The sequence below is a fragment of the Sediminitomix flava genome (assembly GCF_003149185.1).
Classification (GTDB): domain Bacteria; phylum Bacteroidota; class Bacteroidia; order Cytophagales; family Flammeovirgaceae; genus Sediminitomix; species Sediminitomix flava.
Genome location: NZ_QGDO01000002.1, coordinates 1190038 through 1208580, shown reverse-complemented (window position 1 = coordinate 1208580; position 18543 = coordinate 1190038). Strand labels below are relative to the sequence as shown.

The 18543-nt window shown below is 36.0% G+C and carries 6 protein-coding genes and 3 tRNA genes; 6 read left to right on the top strand and 3 right to left on the bottom strand.

Going from position 1 to position 18543, the window contains the following annotated elements:
* Positions 1-94 precede the first annotated feature (94 nt).
* Positions 95-1399 carry a GNAT family protein gene (locus BC781_RS11970; RefSeq protein WP_109617858.1) on the bottom strand — a complete coding sequence of 435 codons (1305 nt, stop codon included), beginning with the start codon at positions 1397-1399 and terminating at the stop codon, positions 95-97.
* Positions 1400-2176: 777 nt separating this feature from the next.
* Here BC781_RS11970 and BC781_RS11965 point away from each other — a divergent pair.
* A complete protein-coding gene (locus tag BC781_RS11965; RefSeq protein ID WP_109617856.1) occupies positions 2177-13960 on the top strand; it encodes an Ig-like domain-containing protein in 11784 nt (3927 codons plus the stop codon).
* A 127-nt stretch (positions 13961-14087) separates the two neighbouring features.
* Here the strand turns inward: BC781_RS11965 and era are convergent, their stop codons facing one another.
* Positions 14088-14972 carry a GTPase Era gene (gene era / locus BC781_RS11960; RefSeq protein WP_109617854.1) on the bottom strand — a complete coding sequence of 295 codons (885 nt, stop codon included), beginning with the start codon at positions 14970-14972 and terminating at the stop codon, positions 14088-14090.
* Positions 14973-15156: 184 nt separating this feature from the next.
* Between era and BC781_RS11955 the strand changes: the two genes are divergently transcribed.
* The 5 genes from BC781_RS11955 (at position 15157) to BC781_RS11935 (ending at position 17704) form a co-directional block, all read left to right on the top strand.
* A tRNA-Met gene (locus BC781_RS11955) sits at positions 15157-15229 on the top strand.
* Positions 15230-15280: 51 nt separating this feature from the next.
* Positions 15281-15353 (top strand) — tRNA-Met (locus BC781_RS11950).
* Between the two features lie 51 nt (positions 15354-15404).
* Positions 15405-15477, top strand: a tRNA-Met gene (locus tag BC781_RS11945).
* Between the two features lie 190 nt (positions 15478-15667).
* Positions 15668-16939: a M16 family metallopeptidase gene (locus tag BC781_RS11940; RefSeq protein ID WP_109617852.1), complete on the top strand. Its 1272-nt coding sequence runs from the start codon at positions 15668-15670 to the stop codon at positions 16937-16939.
* 30 nt (positions 16940-16969) lie between these two features.
* Complete coding sequence (locus tag BC781_RS11935) at positions 16970-17704, top strand: shikimate dehydrogenase family protein (RefSeq protein ID WP_109617850.1); 735 nt, start codon at positions 16970-16972, stop codon at positions 17702-17704.
* 61 nt (positions 17705-17765) lie between these two features.
* Here BC781_RS11935 and BC781_RS11930 read toward each other — a convergent pair whose 3' ends face one another.
* A complete protein-coding gene (locus tag BC781_RS11930; RefSeq protein ID WP_109617849.1) occupies positions 17766-18413 on the bottom strand; it encodes a lipoprotein signal peptidase in 648 nt (215 codons plus the stop codon).
* Between the last annotated feature and the right edge of the window lie 130 nt (positions 18414-18543).

The following is an 18543-nucleotide window of genomic DNA, read 5'->3' as shown; positions in this document are numbered from 1 at the left end:
TAGAATACTTTGATATTCTTACAACATCTTTTTTCACTAGAATAGTTGCATTGAGATAATTATTAAAATGGAAATGTACTTTATGGCGGTGAAGTTAACTTTCTAAGCCTTTTTCTAGAAGAATTTCAAATTCGTTTTCATCCCAAAATTTCCCTACAATTCCCCATTCTCCAACGAAAGGTTCATACCGTTCAAGTACATAACAACGATCAATCTCTTTACCTAAATGTTCTTGGCGAATTCCTAACCCTATTCGCCAACGTTTACTTTTTAAAGTGAATAAAATCCATGTAAAGTTGGGGAAAGCATTACCAAATAAATTGATATCAAGGCTAGAGAATCGAGATTTTACATCTTTGCGAATATATTGATAAATAGGGGTTAATTCTTGGAACTGTAAAACCTCCATCTGGTGAATCAGTTCATAATAGTTATCCGCTATATCCAGAATTTCATCAGCATCTTTGGTATACATATCCTTAGATTGTCCAATCGCTTGAAATGCGTAAGGGTAAATACGATACTGTTCTTCTTTATGGAGATACTCAATTCGTAGTTGGTGTGCCATACCTGTACGAAGTTGAATCTGAAGAGGACTTTGCATATCAGTTGGTCTGTTGTTCCAACGGTATGCAAAATAATCTTTCACTTCAATCACTTGAGGTTCATAGTCTGATCGGATAGATAACTCTTGGGCAAGGCGGTTTAACTTTCTTCTCGTTTGATGGTAAAGCGTTTCGCTAGCTTGAAAGTTTTCCCAAGGATGCCATTCATTATCCCAATTGAAGAATTCTAGATTTTTTAATCGTCCTTTATAGTCAAAAACAGATTTCGAATCTAAAAGATAGCCTGGATAATAATATTTTTTACCATGAGCGATAGCCCATTCTACTTCTACAAGCATGGAAAGAAAGCCTAGACCTAAATGCTTTTGCTCGGGATGATAGATTCCTAATAATCCACAGGTAGATTCTTTTCCTACATCAAAAAAACTAGCTGCAATCAATTCTCCATCAAGTTTGTAAGTGACTTGCCAAGTTTCGTAAGGAAGATCAAATGAGGTGAGACCATTAAAAAATTCATAGATAGACTTATCACCCATTTCAGGGAATCGCATTCGTCTGTAGGTTCTGTAAAGTTGATCAAGTTCTGAAGTGATTTCAAGTGGCTTAATTTCTCTTTTTAGGTGAGTTATTTTTTTAAGCTGTTTTCTTTGCCCCTTAGAATGCTGATAATTTTCCAAATCAACTCTTAAAGGGACCACTCCTTTCACTTGTTCATCAAAAAACATCAACTCATATCGTGCCATGATCTCGGTATGACGGAACCAACCTTCAGCTAATAATCGGTCTAAATCAGTACCTTTTAAATCATGAAAATAATTGATATCAAAAACCATCTTCTCCCTTATTAAATCTTTCTATTGTATGCTTGAGAAGTGTAATAACTTCTACAGTATTAATATTTATGACATAGAAACAACATCAAATGCTACTTGATGGTTTTGAAGTACGTATTCATTACCTGTCGTTGTAGGCATCTCAGTTTAATTTATAATATAAGGATTTGTGTTTAGAAATTTGTTCAAAGGGCATAGAGTTGAAAGAATTAGATAGTAAAGTATTTAATCTAATATTTGATTTTTGAGGGGATGTTAAATAGGCTTTTTCAAAGAATTTTATAGGTGATATAGTATTAGAGTGTATTGGTAAAGTGGTATATAAATATGGTTTAATTGTGATATTTAGACAGTGGGGCATTTATATGCCATATTCTTTAACCGAATTGTTAATATGTATTATACGAGGAGTGTGGTGTGTTTGATTGGGTTAGGTGCAATATTTTTAATTTTACTTTTTAACTATTTTAAATTGTGATATACCTATATAGTTTTGTATTAAAAATATATGTAGTTGATTATTAAATTCTTATGAAGCAACTTTGTTAGAGTGACATTATACTATCTATTCACTTAATTAATTGCTAATGAATTAAACGAATACACCTCCTTAACTACCTATTCTCATAAGCTTTCCTAAAGGGATTTTAGGATGCTTAAATTATTAATACCTAAAGAGATATTTTTTATCAGATGTTCTTTAAGAACTCAATTTTAATCTCTAGGCATATTTTTATTTTACGTATTTATTTTTTGTAAAAAACCTATCCATCTAAAATGAAGCGAAAAGCTAACATTTTTTTTGTACTCTTTATGCTGTTGTTCAGTTTTACATTACAAGCACAGTATAGAGCAGAACAAATTAATAATGTGGTGCGTGTAAAGTTTGCAGCTCAAATAGAATCGCAAATTATTGCAAGCCCAATGAAATCGAATTCATCTCAAGTATTATCAGTAGGCTTAAGAAATATTGATAGACTTGCTGCGGAATATCAAATCCGAGAGATGAAAAGAGTATTCCCTTATGCAGGGAAGTTTGAGGAAAAGCACAGAAAATATGGATTACATCTCTGGTATGATGTTTCATTCAGTGAAAATGTATCTGTAGAAACTGTGCTTAATTCTTTTGAAGGAATTACTGAGGTAACAACATGTACACCGGTTTTTAAGTATTCAACAGGTGATGCTAGTGTTGTTCAAAGTCCTAATGATCCAAGTTTTGGAGCACAATGGCACTATGACAATACAGGTCAAACAGGTGGTACAGTTGGTGCAGATATTAAATTACTTGAAGCATGGAATGTACAAACTGGAGATGATAGAGTTGTAGTATCAATTCATGATTCAGGTATTGATTATAACCATGAAGACTTATCTGGTAATATCTGGGTGAACGAAGGTGAGATTCCAAATAATGGAATTGATGATGATAACAATGGTTACATTGATGACGTATACGGTTGGGATTTCCATTATGGAACAAATGATGTATATGATTATCATAGTCACGGAACCCATGTTGCAGGTACAGTAGCAGCAGAAAATAATAATGGAATAGGTGTAGGTGGAGTAGCTGGAGGAACAGGTATTGGTGACGGTATTCGTTTAATGGCTATGAGTTTGAATGCGGATGGATCGAATGCAATTTATAACCCTGCTCCATCATTTATCTATGCTGCCGATATGGGATCTATAATTTCTCAAAATAGTTGGGGAGGAGGGTCTTATGATCAGTCACTTGTAGATGCTATCAATTATTATACAGCAGAAGCAGGTTCTGATATGATGAACGGAGGTATTGTTATTATCTCATCAGGAAACTCTGACAGTCCTTCGGTTGATTATAGATCAGAGTTGGATGGAGTAATGATGGTTTCAGCGACTACACATAATGATACTAAATCATGGTATTCAAATTATGGTGACTGGGTTGATATTTCTGCACCTGGAGGAGAAACTAGTATTTCTTCGGAAGGAGTATTGAGTACAGTTCCAAATAACGGATATGCCTTTTTCCAAGGAACGTCAATGGCGTGTCCTCATGTGTCTGGGGTGGCGGCCTTAGTAGTATCAGAATATGGAAGTCCGTCATTCTCGCCAGCAACACTTTGGGATATGTTGGTAAATACAACCGATCCTATCGATGACGTTAACCCAAGTTACCAAGGAGAACTAGGTAGTGGAAGATTGAATGCCGCAAGAGCTTTGGGTGAAGGAAATGACGATGATGATAATGGATTTGAACCAGCTCCTCGACTAGCAATTTCTCCAGACTTTATTTATAAAGAAGTAGATGAAGGAAGTTCTACTACAGCAGTTATCAAAATCATAAATGCAGGAAATGTAGATACTGACTTCTCACTTTCATTAGGAGATGTTGATTGGGCAAGTGCAGATGTTACGAGCGGAGTGATAGCGCCAGGAGAATCACAGAATGTTACCGTGACACTTGATGCTACAAATTATACTGGTGGTTTCAATCCTTATGTAGAAGCTGAAATTACAAGCTCTTTAGTAGCAACAGAATATGTAGGTGTTGAGATGTATGTATTGGGTGATGCTATTGTTGCTTCAAGTGCATTGGATTTAGAAAATACTTTTGTAGGCTACGCAATAGAAGCCTATTTAGAAGTTGAAAACAACGGGACTAACTATTACGATATAACAAATGTGACTTCAGATAATGCTGATATAGAAATCCTTGAAACTTCATTTGAAGGAATCAGATGGGGGCAGTCAGTATATATTCCTATAACATTTAACCCGAGTACAGCAGGTGATTTTACAGGGAATATTACAATTGAAGGAAATGCATCAAATTTACCGATGTCGGTTTCAGTTGTTTCACAAGTTCTATCAGGAGATCCAGCAAGTATTAGTGTAGCACCGTCTCCTTTATCTGTCCAAGCAGAAGCAAATGAAGAAGGAGAGGTAGAGGTTGTAGTGACAAATTCAGGAGATACAGATTTCTCGTATAGCTTAAACATTACAAATGTAGAACCAGAAGAAGAATTAGCTGCAAAGGTAAATCCTTATCAGTATTACAGATTAGAGAAAAAAGGTGAAAATGCATTATTAAATGCTGGTCAGGTTAATACTTCAGGGTATGCAGATGAATATTCATGGGAAGACAATTCTAATGGAAATGTTTTATACGATTGGGTTGATATTTCCACGTCAGATGTTGTAGTATCTGGATGTGATGATTGTTATGGTACATATACATTGAATAATTTTGATTTCCCATTCTATAATGAGGATTATTCGACATTGTATGTAACAAGTAATGGTTTAATTACATTTGGTACTACAGGTATTACCGCATTTGGTAATGTATCAATTCCTAATGCTGATACACCTAATAATTTTATTGCGGGTCTATGGGATGATTTAAGGGTAAATTATGCTTATGTCCAAGAACAAGAGGATCACGTTATAATTCAATGTGATGTATATCCATTTGGTGGAGGGAGTTCTTTTGAATTTCAGTACATTTTATGGGATAATGGAAATATAAAAATCCAATATAAGGATGATCCAGATACTAATGCTCAGGATGCTACGATAGGGGTAGAAAATCAAGATGGAACACTAGGATTACAAATCGCATATAATACGACATTTGCGAGTGCTGGTAAAGCAATCTTGATTAAGCCAGATGTACGAGTATTTGACCTTGGTCAAATTTCAGGTGTAGTAGCAGCTAATAGTACTGATGCTTTCGATGTTTTATATAGTACTGTTAACCTAGAAGGAGGAGAAACTTATGAGCGTCAATTAGATTTCTATGTAGATGGTTATAACTATCCTGTTCAAGAGCTTCCAATGAGCCTTACAGTAGGTGTTTATCCAACAATTAATTTTGAGGAAGAGTATGCTATTCTTGGAGATGTTTATGTAGACTCTCTTGTAACATTCCCAGTGTCGATCATAAATGAGGGTTCAACAACTCTTGAAATCAATTCGATTACAGCGACTGACGCTACAATACCTACATATACATACCCGCTAACTGTTGAAGTGGGAGACACTCTTGAAGTGATGGCTAGTATTACACCAACAGTTGCAGGTGATTTCTATGGAGTTTTAGAGATAGACTCTAATGATCCTTACAATTCTGTTACTACTTTTGAAGTATATGCTAGTGCAATAAATACGCCTGTATATTCTAGTTCAGAAACATCATTTGATTGGACGGTTAGCTTTGGTAGAGGTGACGAGGATACATTAACATTCTCCAATACTGTAGCAGAAAGCTTATTAGGGTATTCAGTTTCTATTGAGCATGATGAAGAAGAGGAACTATTACATTTGCCTGCTCTATTAAATTTAGAGGTAGACATATATAGTGAAGATCGCTCTTTACATTCAGTAGAAACAAGAACAGTAAATGCTATTGAATTGGCTATTAGTTCTGAAATTTCAGGGAAAACAGTTGCGTTACCTCCTGGGTATAGTCTATTTGATTTTTCAATCTTAGCAGAAGATGGAGCTCTTCAAGGAGTGACTTGGGTTGAGTTGAATGAGTTAACTGAAAGTAGTCTGAGTGAAGTAGACCTTCTATTGTTGTATGATAATGTGGGAGATTTCAATACCCAAACTCTTTCAGTAATTAAAGACTGGATTATGAGTGGCGGAGGTTTGATCACTATGGGTGATGATTCAGGCTCAACAACGAATATAAACTATCTTCTTGAAGGGTCTGGACTTACATACAACGCTTACGGTACTTATTATGATGAGTATATCTATGATTTTGCTCCTCATCCTATTACAAATTCATTAATAGAATTATATGCATCTTCAGCTGGAGCTTATTTTGAGGTAGAAGGAAGTGCCGAAAATATAGTTTTTACTCAAAATGGAAATGCTTTTGTAGGGGTAGCAACTTATGGCGGTGGCCGCATAATAGGTATTGGTAATGAAAGTTTGGATGACTACAATGTATCTTATTCTGAAGATCATAGATTATTTGCTAACCAAGCAATTGCATGGGCACTTGGAGGAAAAGGTAGTTGGTTAAGAGTTTCTCCATCCGGAGGTGAGCTTGAGGGAGTAGAATCTGAAGATCTTGTTTTAACTTATAATGCTAGAGGATTAGATGTAGATACGACCTATACTGCAACTTTGGTAATGAACACTTCAGACCCAAATAATACAGTTGTAGAATATCCAGTTTCTTTAACAGTTGAAAGCGCACCTTTGGTTAGTGCTTCCACTGATCAAGTTTATTTCTTTGAAGCGTATACTGGAGTAACTTCATCGGGAAGTTTCTCTTTAAGCAATGCTGGTACAGAGTCTGTAGCTATAGCTTCTCTTGATTTACCAGAGAATGTTACAGTTCTAGACCTGACATTCCCTTATGAGTTAGCTGCTGAAACTGAGCTTGAAGTTTATTTCAATTATACTCCGGCTGTTGCTGGAAGTGTTGAAGATAGTTTCATTGTTACTTTTGACGGTGATGTTCAAGAAGATATCGAGATTGAATTCTATGCAAATGTTATAGATGCAGCACTCCTTACTGTTTCTCCAGACTATATATATTTGAATATGAGAAATGGGGAAGCTATGGATACTACATTTACTCTTCATAATGAGGGAACTGTAGACTTGAATTATACCATGTCTTTAGTAGAAGCATCATCAATGGCAGAGATTGAGAAATCAGTAGCTTCTATGCAAACTCGTTGGAATGGTTTAGATATCCATACAATTGAAAGAAAAGGTATTGATGGTTCTGTAGAAGCTGTTTCAGCTGATGAACAAGCTCCTGTGTATATTCAAGAGGGAGACTCTCCTGGTTTCAATATTGCAGTTTTGTCTACACCATTAAATGGAAGTATTGCTGTAGATCAGTTTGATATTGTGGATAGTTTACTAGCATCAGATAAATTTGCTTCAGTAACTACAATTGATGTCAGTGTATTTACGCCAAACTGGAATGAACTTCAAGTTTTTGATGGTATTGTATTAGCTCGTGGTGATTATTATTTCTATGATAACTATTACCTAGGGATGGTATTGGCTGATTATGTTGATTATAGAGGTAGTGTAGTGACAATGTATCCTGAAGTAGCTAGTAATGAGATTTCTAATTATTGGAGTTCTTATAGACTAATGGGAGGGAATGCAACTTATAGTTATCAAGATGACTATATGATGGTTCAAAATACTACACATCCAATTTTTGCAGGTGTAGATACTTTAGGTTTGAGTTATGACTCATTCATGAGTAAATCTATCAGTACATACAATGACCCTGAGATTCTAGCGACTTGGGCTTCAGGAGAACCTCTAGTAGTTACAGCTCAGGTAAATGGTGTACAAAGAACTGATTTGAACTATACTTTATATTCAACGGAAACAGATATCAATGGATTTGGTAAAGGTTCTCAAGGAGGAAGTCTATTAGCGAATGCAATAGAATGGACAATCTTACAAAACATTGGATCAGAGGTTGAGTGGTTAACTGCGTCAAAATACGCAGGTTCAGCTGCGGCAGGTGGAACAGATGAAATTGCGATTAGTGTAGATGCATCTGAACTTCATGAAGGAAGTTATTTAGCTTATGCAATGATTCGTTCAAATAACATCTATCCTTTATATGGTTACCCAATTGCTGTCGATATTTATGGTGTTCCAGAATTGGAAGCATCAAATCTTGACTTTGGTACACATATTATTGGTTATGAGGTAGAGCAAGATATCGTCATTTCAAATATTGGAGATGGTTCTACTGATATCGAGCAAGTTATTGTAACAGGAGAATTTGAGTTAGTAGCTGATTATGAACTTTCAATTCCTTATCAAGATTCAGTTGAGTTAGCTATAAAATATATTCCAGAATCAGAAGGTGCTGTTACTGGTGAATTGATACTAATCAGCACTGAAGGAGAGCAGTATAGTTTTGAACTTTCAGCGATGGGTTCTTTCCCTGGTCATATATCGTTTGATCCTCAAGAGTTGGTGTATAATGTTGAATATGCTTCTTCAAGTACTGAAACATTAACGATCAACAATACAGGAGAAGGTGAATTGAAATTCCAGTTTAGTAACTTCTACCCTGAAGATTTAGAGTACGGAGACAATCCTAATAATATAAGCTATATCCAATTTGCAAAAGATCCTGTGAAAGGTGAAGTAGATTCACGTCAAGGTCATGCAGTTGTAAATGGTTATGGATTTGGTGATGGTGGATATTTCTTCATGGATAATTATGAAGAATCTCCTAGCGCGCCTATTTATAACTGGATGGATATTTCAGAAAATGAGAATGCTGTTCTTTTAGATTTAGGAGATGACGATGCCGCAGGAGTAGAGTTACCATTTGAAGTTTCACTATTTGGCCATCGTTTTACAAAAGCTTACGTTTCTTCTAATGGTTATCTGACATTTGATCCAAATGGAGCCAACTTGCCAGTGAATCAACAGATTCCTGATGTAAGAACTCCAAACTCTATTGTAGCACCATTATGGAAAGACTTGAATCCTGAAGCAGGTGGTAGTGTACATTATTTGATTGGAGAAGATGTTTTATACGTGCAGTATACAGACGTACCTTCTTTCGCTGGAGATGGAGAATATACATTCCAAGTAATGTTGACAAGAGGTGGAAACATGTTGTTCCAATACGAGAAAGTAGAAGGAAATGCATACAATGTTTCAGTTGGAGCTGAGAACTATGATGGTTCACAAGGAATTCAAGTAGCATTCAATACTTATTATATTGAAGAAGGTCTAGCGGTAGCTATCTATGCGTCATTAGAGTACATCGTGCCAAATATTACACAAGGCACTATAGATGCTGGTGGTAGTATGGATGTAGATGTTACTGTTAATTCATTAGATCTGTTAGGTGGATCTTACTATGGTGAGATTTGGGTATCTTCATTGGATCCAGAACAACCACAGTCAATCGTACCTTTATACTTGACAGTAACAGGAGAGCCTTCGATTGCTATATCTGAAGATTCATTGATCTTTGAAGATTCGGTACTAGTAGGTGATTATGCTTATGAAACTTTCGAAATCTATAATGAGGGTTCAGATACGCTTCATATTTCAGAAGTTACATCTACTTCAGAAAACTTCACTGCATTATTTGATGGATTAGTAATTCCTCCAATGCAGATGGCATACGCTGATGTGATGTTTAATCCATCTGATAGTGTATTCTTTGAAGATACCTTATCAATTGTATCGGATGTTGATACGATAGTTAGTCTTTATGTTTTTGGTCAAGGTAAATTACCAAATGTAATCTTAGCAGTATCTCCTTCAGAAATCATTGATTCTTTAGAGGTTGATACACAAGTTTCTCATACGGTTACATTGACAAATAACGGTACAGATTCTCTAATATTTGATCTAGAGTATTTAGGTGTGACTCCTGTAGAAGAGCAAATGGAAATAAATATACCGGCTGCAACTGCACCATCTGTATCTAGAAGTATAGCCAAAACTGGTAAAGTTGAGGAAAGAAGATCTTCAGTTCCTCAGAAAGGGGTGCCAACCATAAATATGGAAGAAGATTTATCGACAATCGCTTTGACTGGTATTTATGCTTATGACGTAAGTTCTAATCCTTTCCATGGAACTTTTGAATTGGGTAACCCTGAGTATATTTCATTAGAAAATGAAACTTCAGCTCCTTCTTTCACATCTTCTGCGATTACACTACCTGGAAACATGAGTTTCTTAGAGTTGCATTCAGGTGGAGAGTTGTATGAATACTCTTTAGTGGAAGGACAAGAAGGAACGTTGATCAATACTTGGTTATTAGGAATGGGTGATTGGACTGGTATTACAATTGATCCTACATCCAAAGCTATTTATGCTTCTACAGCAACAGCACTTTATGAACTTGTTGATGAGAATGGACTTTATGTAGCAGAGTATATCGGAGATTATTCTGAGACATATTTAATGATCTCTATTACAGCAACAGGAGATGGTGAGTTGTACGGTTATGATATTGTCAATGATATGCTTTATGGAATTGACAAAGCAACTGCTCAACTGACAGATATTGGTTATATCGGTTTTGATGCAAACTTTGGTCAAGGAATGGCATGGGATCCTACTACAGGTATTGTATGGATGTCTGCCTTCAACTATGATACTTTCCTACCAGAACTTAGAGTTGTTGATTTGAATACGGGTAACACAGGTTTAGTAGGTTACTTAGGTGATTCTGCACCAGGTGGATCAATGCAAGTTTCTTGGTTAGCATTCCCATCGGCAGGGCAGTCATTTGTTTCTGCTAGTATAGAAGAAGGTGTAATTGCACCAGGCGATTCACAAGATGTGACTTTAACATTAGATGCATCAGATATGCCAAATGGCACTTTTGAATCAGCTCTAGTAATTAACAGTAATGATCCTGTAAGTTCTATCTTTGAAGTGCCAGTAACGCTTACTGTAAGTGGAAACGAGCCATTCGTAGTATTGAGTGACTATGAGCTTGATTTTGGTAATCCATTTATTTTTGATTCTCCTGAAGCTACATTTAGTATTCTAAATGATGGAGATGCAGTCTTACTAATTGATTCAATTTCTACGAGTTCAAGTGTATTCTCAGTAGTGGGATACCCTATGGCTTTAGAGATCGGTGAAGAAGTAGAATTGACAGTTAGTTTAAATCCTGCAGAAGTAGGTTCATTAGATGAGACCTTAACAATATTCTCAAATGCTTCGGATGTATCAGTAAGCTTGATCGCTTCAGTTAGAACTCCTGATGTGTATGCAGTGGTACTTCCTGGAGAATTAGAATCAAAACAACCAACCAATGAAGTACGTTCTGAGGTTATTACTATTCGTAACCTAGGAGAGTCAACCTCGTTGGAGTGGGATATTGAAATTGCGGATGATTCATGGTTGTCATTGGATACATTAAACGGAAGTGTAGATGCTTTAGGTGAAGAAAGAGTTCGTGTATCATTCAACTCAGAAGGACTTCCTAAAGGTTCTTATGGTACTGAATTGTTATTGACTACCAATGATCCAAACTTGCCATCAACAATTATTCCTGTGGAGTTTGAAGTAATAAACTCTTTACCAGTAGTTGCTAATCCTTTAGATACTGTATTTGTTGATTTAGAAGAAGAGTATCACTTTGTAGACATGTCAGAAGTGTTTACTGATGCAGATTCTGAAGAAGTGATTATAGTATATGCTGAGATTGAAAATTCTTGGGCAGCTACTGTAATGGAAGTTGATTCAGGTTTCTATGTAACTCCTAATGCAGTTGATACTACATCTGTAAGAGTTGTAGCTTTAGACCCTGAAGACGGCTTAGTAGAAACAACAGTTGATCTAGTTATTGAATATACAGGTGAAAATGATGCACCAGAATTTATAGGTACATTAGATGATGTTGAACTGAATTATGAAGGTTCGCCATTCATCTCTGCATCATTGGAAGCTATGTTTGTCGATGAAGACGAATTATTCTTTGAAGTTACATCTTCGGATGAAGAAGTAGCTGAGGTAGAGATTGTCGCAGGACTACTAGTTGTGACGCCACATCATATTGGTTCTGCTGAGATTCTAGTTAGTGTGTCTGATCCATTTGGAGGAGTTGTTGAAGTCATGTTCACAACAACAGTAATTTTCGATGGAGAAAATGCAGCACCAATGGTTGCTACTTCAATTGATGACATGGATGTTGATCTTTATGAAGGTACTTACTACCTAGATATTAGCGATGTATTTACAGATGAAGATTACGATAGACTAACAGTTTCAGTAGAGTCTTCAGATGAAGCTATCGCTATGGTTTCACTTGATGGTGACGAGTTACGTATTTCACCACAAAGAATTGGTGATTCAGAAGTGACTCTTACTGCAACTGACGGTAAAGGCGGTATTGCAACAGAGGTATTTAACGTTACTGTTATCTATACTGGAGTAAATTCTTTACCAATGGTACTAGAGTATCCAGAAAATCAAGTGATCAGCCTTGCTGGAGGAGAAAATCTAATTGGAATCTTCAATGTCTTCTATGATTACGATGGTGATGAATTAGAGATGGCTCTAGAAGTAAGTGACTCAAGTAAGTTAGTTGCTGAGCTTGACTTTAATAATAATTACCTTGCTGTTAGTCCATTAGCTGGAGGTGTTTCTACGATCACTTTGATGGCAAATGACGGTAAATCAGAAGAATGGGTAGCTGTTACTTTTGATATAGAAGTTATTGATGAGTCTAACAACTTGCCAGAGTTTGTTCAACTTGAGCAATTAGAGATAATTCCTAATCAAGAAGTTGTGGTTTACGATTTAGCATCAGTATTTACGGATGCAGATGATGATGTATTGACATTTAATGTAGAATCATCAGATGAGTTAGTAATTGCAACGATTAGTAATGATTCATTATCGATAAATGCAACAGCTGCAACAGACGCTGAGGTTACATTAGTAGCTAATGATGGTAGAAGTAGAGATGTAGTCATGTCTTTTGGTGTACATGCGAATACAGCACCTTCATTTGTAGCTATAGATACAATCATTTTGAATGAAATCCCTACGTATCATGTAATTGATCTTCATGCACATATTTCAGATGCAGACGGCGATGATATGACAATGGTTATTTCAGAAGAAATGGAAGGTTTGTCAACATATTTAGATGGAGGCAACTTGATGTTAACTATAGAGGATGAAGTTAATGGTACAGTTCAAATTGACGTTGAAGATACTAGAGGTGGTACACTAAGCGCGTCTTTTGTGATCATAACAAACCACAGTCCGGAAGGTGTTGCTCAAGAGTTAATCAACCTAGTGCCAAATGTGACCACAACGGCATTTAAGTTAGAGGACTTGTTTACTGATGTAGATGCTGATGCATTAGTATTTGACGTGTCGACAACAGATTCAGTACTTGTAGCAAACATCGATGGAGATTCGTTATTTGTATCTTCGATTGCAGCAACAGATGCTGAAGTAATCGTAACAGCAAATGATGAGAAAGGTGGTGTGACAGCGTTAGAACTAAATGTTCATTCTAACACATTACCAACATCTACGAATGATCTTCCTAACATCGCAACTTCAGAAGTACCTTCAGTACATACATTTGATCTATCAATGTATTTTGAAGATATCGATGGCGATGAACTTGTTTATTTTGCCGAAACAGAAGTAAGTAGCCTGACATTAGCATTCTCAGGTGATCTATTGATGGTAATGGTAAATGAAATTGCAAGTGGTACTGTAAGTATTACAGCTGAAGATGGAAGAGGTGGTTCTGTAGAAGCATCATTCAGTCTTGATGTGATTACTAGTGTAGATGATGTATTAGAAGCATCGGTATTGAAGCAAAATGCTCCAAACCCATTCACAACATCAACTTCAATTGAATACTCAATTTCTGAGAAAACACAAGTTTCATTGAGATTGTATTCTGCACAAGGTCAATTTGTGAAAGAAGTGGTTTCAGAAGAAGCGCTACCAGGTGACTATCAAGTAGAGGTTAGTAAAGATGGATTGCAAACAGGATTATATTTCTATATACTTACTGTTGGTGATAAACAATTTGCTAAGAGAATGATAGTAGAATAATATTTGAGCCCAAAATCCCAAGGAAGCCTCACCTTTTGGTGGGGCTTTTCTTGTATGCAGGAAAAAATAAAAGTCACTAGAAGCAGATTCTAGTGACTTTTATTTTTATAGTTATTAGTATTTAAAGCTACTCTTTTCCGTATCCATATTCTCTCAACTTACGCGCATTTTCTCTCCAGTTCGGATCGACTTTAACGTAAGTAGTGATGTGCACTTTTTTACCGAAGAAAGCTTCAATATCTTTTCTAGAATCAATCCCTACGTGTTTCAGTTTAATTCCTTTGTTACCAATCAAAATACCCTTTTGAGAGTCTCTTTCAACTAAAATATCGACCATAATGCGGATGATATCATCTTCCTCTTTAAAAGATTGTACAATTACTTCTGTACTGTATGGAATCTCTTTTTTGTAAGTCATGAAGATTTTCTCTCTTACAATTTCTGAAACGAAGAAACGAGCAGGTTTATCCGTCAATTCGTCCTTAGGGAAGAAAGGTTCATGTTCAGGCATGTAGTTCAAGATCGTGTTCAACAAATCCTTTGTATTGAATTTGTGAAGTGCAGAGATCGGAATGATTTCTTTTACAGGAAGAATATCTTTCCACTCTTCAATCTTGGCTAATACTTTTTCTTGATCAGCTTGGTCAATCTTGTTGATCAATAGAACGATTGGAACGTCCATTGAACGGAGTTTTTTGATAACATCCTCTTCGTCATATTTTTCATAAATATCAGTCACAAAAAGAACCAAGTCTGCATCATCTAGTGAACTGTTCACAAAGCCCATCATCGATTCGTGCAATTTATATTTTGGCTGAATGATTCCTGGAGTATCCGAATAAACCACTTGATAATCGTCGTCATTGATGATTCCCATAATTCGATGACGAGTTGTTTGTGCTTTAGAGGTAATTATCGAAAGTTTTTCGCCAACGAGCTGATTCATCAAGGTAGATTTACCTACATTAGGTTTACCGACGATACTTACAAAACCTGCTTTGTGATTTGCCATATTCTTGAAATATTTAAAAGAGATTGAAAACTAGTCATTTAACATTGTGTTTTCAATATTCTTCACACTTTGTTCAAATTTATTTCATTTATTTTCAACAAAGGTATTGGATTATCGTATAAATACCTATACCTTTGCATTCGCAATTCGGAAAGGTATCACATTTTCTTAATGCAAATTACATCGCGGGATGGAGCAGTTGGTAGCTCGTCGGGCTCATAACCCGAAGGTCACAGGTTCGAGTCCTGTTCCCGCTACTAAAAGTCTTTTCAATTACTAGACTTTCACAAAAAGAAGTAATGCGATATCGCGGGATGGAGCAGTTGGTAGCTCGTCGGGCTCATAACCCGAAGGTCACAGGTTCGAGTCCTGTTCCCGCTACTAAAAGTCTTTTTAATTACTAGACTTTTTCAAAAAGAAGTAATGCGATATCGCGGGATGGAGCAGTTGGTAGCTCGTCGGGCTCATAACCCGAAGGTCACAGGTTCGAGTCCTGTTCCCGCTACTACAGAAGGATAAACTAGTCTTAGTTTATCCTTTTTTTATAACTATAGCTAGAAAGAAATCCTTCAGTAATTTTTTTAATAAGTCAATTTTTAGAAATTTGATAGAATGAGAAATTTCTTCGAATCAAATTAATTGTTTGACTTTGTATTTCTCTCCAATTTTGGCTTATAACTACTAATCATATATTTATGGCATTGAATAGAGCAATAGCTCCTGAAGCTTTCCCCATTTCAGATTTCGAAATCCAAAAGGCTGAGAAAATCACTTTAGATAATGGCGTACCTGTGTATTTTATCAATGCCGGGAATCAGTCTATCGCATCTATGCACCTATTATTCCGTGCAGGTCGAGCGTATGAAAAATATCAAGGGGATGCTCATTTTTGTGCTAAACTTTTAATGGAAGGTACTTCTGAGAAGTCAAGTGCAGAACTTGCTGAGGCATTTGAACAAATTGGAGCAAGTGTATATACTTCTGCTTCCTTCCAATCCTTAATTATTGAATTACATTGCCTAAATCGATTCATAAAAGAATCGACAGCTTTGGTTTCATCAATGCTGGCAGATGCAACTTTCCCTGAGGAGGAATTCCAGCATATTAGCGAAGTAAGTATTCAAGGACATCGTATTAACCTTGAGAAAAATAGCTATTTGGCAGGGCAAAAATTCAGAGAAAAGCTATTTGGAGAAGGTCATCCGATGGCTTATGAGCTTTCTGAAGAATTTATTAATAATTATCAGCTATCCTATGCCGTTAATCACTATAATGAGCAAGTGAAAGGAAGTGCGTTTGAAATTTTCTTAGCAGGAAAAGTAGATGAGAAAATTTTAGAAGACCTGAATAGTACGCTGGGGCAAATAAAGATTGAAAAAGCATTACCTGCAGAACCAGAAGTTTCTTTTGATGCGTTGGTTGGTAGCAAAGAATATATAGAAAAAGAAGAAGCTGTTCAGACTAGTATCCGAATTGGTAAACGCCTTTTTGATATTAAGCATGAGGATAAAGTTCCTTTTGAAGTTGCTAATGAGATATTGGGTGGTTATTTCGGTTCTCGCTTAATGCGTAACATCAGAGAAGAAAAAGGATTGACTTACGGAATACATTCTTCTTGCTCTTTCCCAAAGAAAACAGGCTATTGGACAATTGGGGCTGATGTGAAAAAAGATGATAGAGAATTAGCACTCCAAGAAATTTATAAGGAGATTCAGATTCTTTGTGACGAAAAAGTAGATGAAGGGGAGTTAGAGCTTGTGAAAAACTATATTGCAGGCGAGTACATCAAGTCAATCAATACACCTGTGTCATTGATGGAGTATGCGAAATTGAAGCATTTTCATCATTTGACAGATCAGCATCTAGATCAATACATTTCAGAAATACATGCGGTTACAGCTGATGATGTACAACGCATGGCTCAGAAGTATTGGAGTGATGGTATGGTAGAAATTCTAGTAGGTTAAAATATTTATAGGCTTAATTATTTTTTAGATATGAAAAAATATGGACTGATTGGGTATCCTTTGACACATTCTTTTTCAAAGAAATATTTTGCAGATAAATATGAAAGAGAAAACATTACTGATGCTCAATACGAGTTGTATGAACTTGCTCAGATTGAGGAATTCAAAGATTTGATCTCTGAAAATAATTTTTCGGGCTTGAATGTGACTATTCCTTACAAAGAACAAGTCATTCAATTTCTAGATAAGCTAGATCCTCAGACTGCGGAAAGGATTGGTGCAGTAAACGTAATAAAGTTTGAAGAAAACGGTCAGAAAGTTGGCTATAATTCAGATTATATTGGTTTTGCTCGTTCTTTAGATAAGTTTTTGCCTCATCATAATATGAAGGCGCTTATTCTTGGAACTGGAGGTGCTTCAAAAGCTATTAGAGCTGTTTTGGATGATCGAAATATTCCGCATAAATATGTGAGTAGAAATGCAGGAGAGGATATCTTGAGTTATGATCAGCTGAGTGAAGAGCTTATGGGAGAATATCATTTAATCATCAATACAACGCCATTAGGTACGTACCCGAAAGAAGATACTTTTCCGAATATTCCTTATGAGTACCTCACAGAAGATCATTACTTAATGGATTTAGTATATAACCCAGAGGTGACTTTGTTTATGCAGAAAGGCTTAGATAAAGGAGCTAAAGCTAAAAATGGTCATGAGATGTTGATCGGTCAAGCAGAAGGAGCTTGGGAGATCTGGAATCAGTAAATTTTTAGGCACAAAAAAGGGATAGTATTCAAATACTATCCCTTTTTTATATTAAATATTCTTAGTGAATTCCTTCTTTCTTTTCTGACTCAGAGGCTAGTTTCGCCATCTCTTCATCGTGTTTGGCAAACTTTCCTTGGAAGATCATAATGAATACAACCCCTAAGAAAATTGCTGAATCAGCGATGTTGAAAACAGGGCTGAAGAACAAGAATGGTTTTCCGCCGATCATTGGGAACCAAGTAGGGTAAATACCTTTTACCATAGGGAAATAAAGCATATCGATTACTTGACCGTGGAACCAAGGAGTAGGTGAGCCTGGAATTGCATTATTTTCGATAAGTACTCCATAAAACACACTATCAATAACATTACCAATTGCACCTCCCATAATCATCGCTAAACAAATCAGAAAGCCTGGATGAGTCTTCTTTTTAGCCATATAGTAGATGGCATATCCCAAACCACATGAGGCTAAAATTCTGAAACTTGTAAGGAAGAATTTACCATACTCGCTGTCAAATTCCATCCCGAAAGCCATTCCTGGGTTTAGTAGATAATGTAGTCGGAACCAGTCTCCCAATACATAGATTTCTCCTATAGTACCCATCTCCATGTAATTATGGACAAGGATTTTTGATAGTTGGTCAATGAAAATGACAAACAAACTGATAAGGAAAAATTTATGAACTTTTACTTCTTTATTCATGTCTCCTGTTTTATCTCAAAAAGTGCTTTACAAGTACATTTCTTGAAAAGCAGTATTGAACAAATTTATGGGATTTATTCTGAGTACGAAAATGAAATTTGTCAAAAACACCTTTTTTAAGAAAATATAT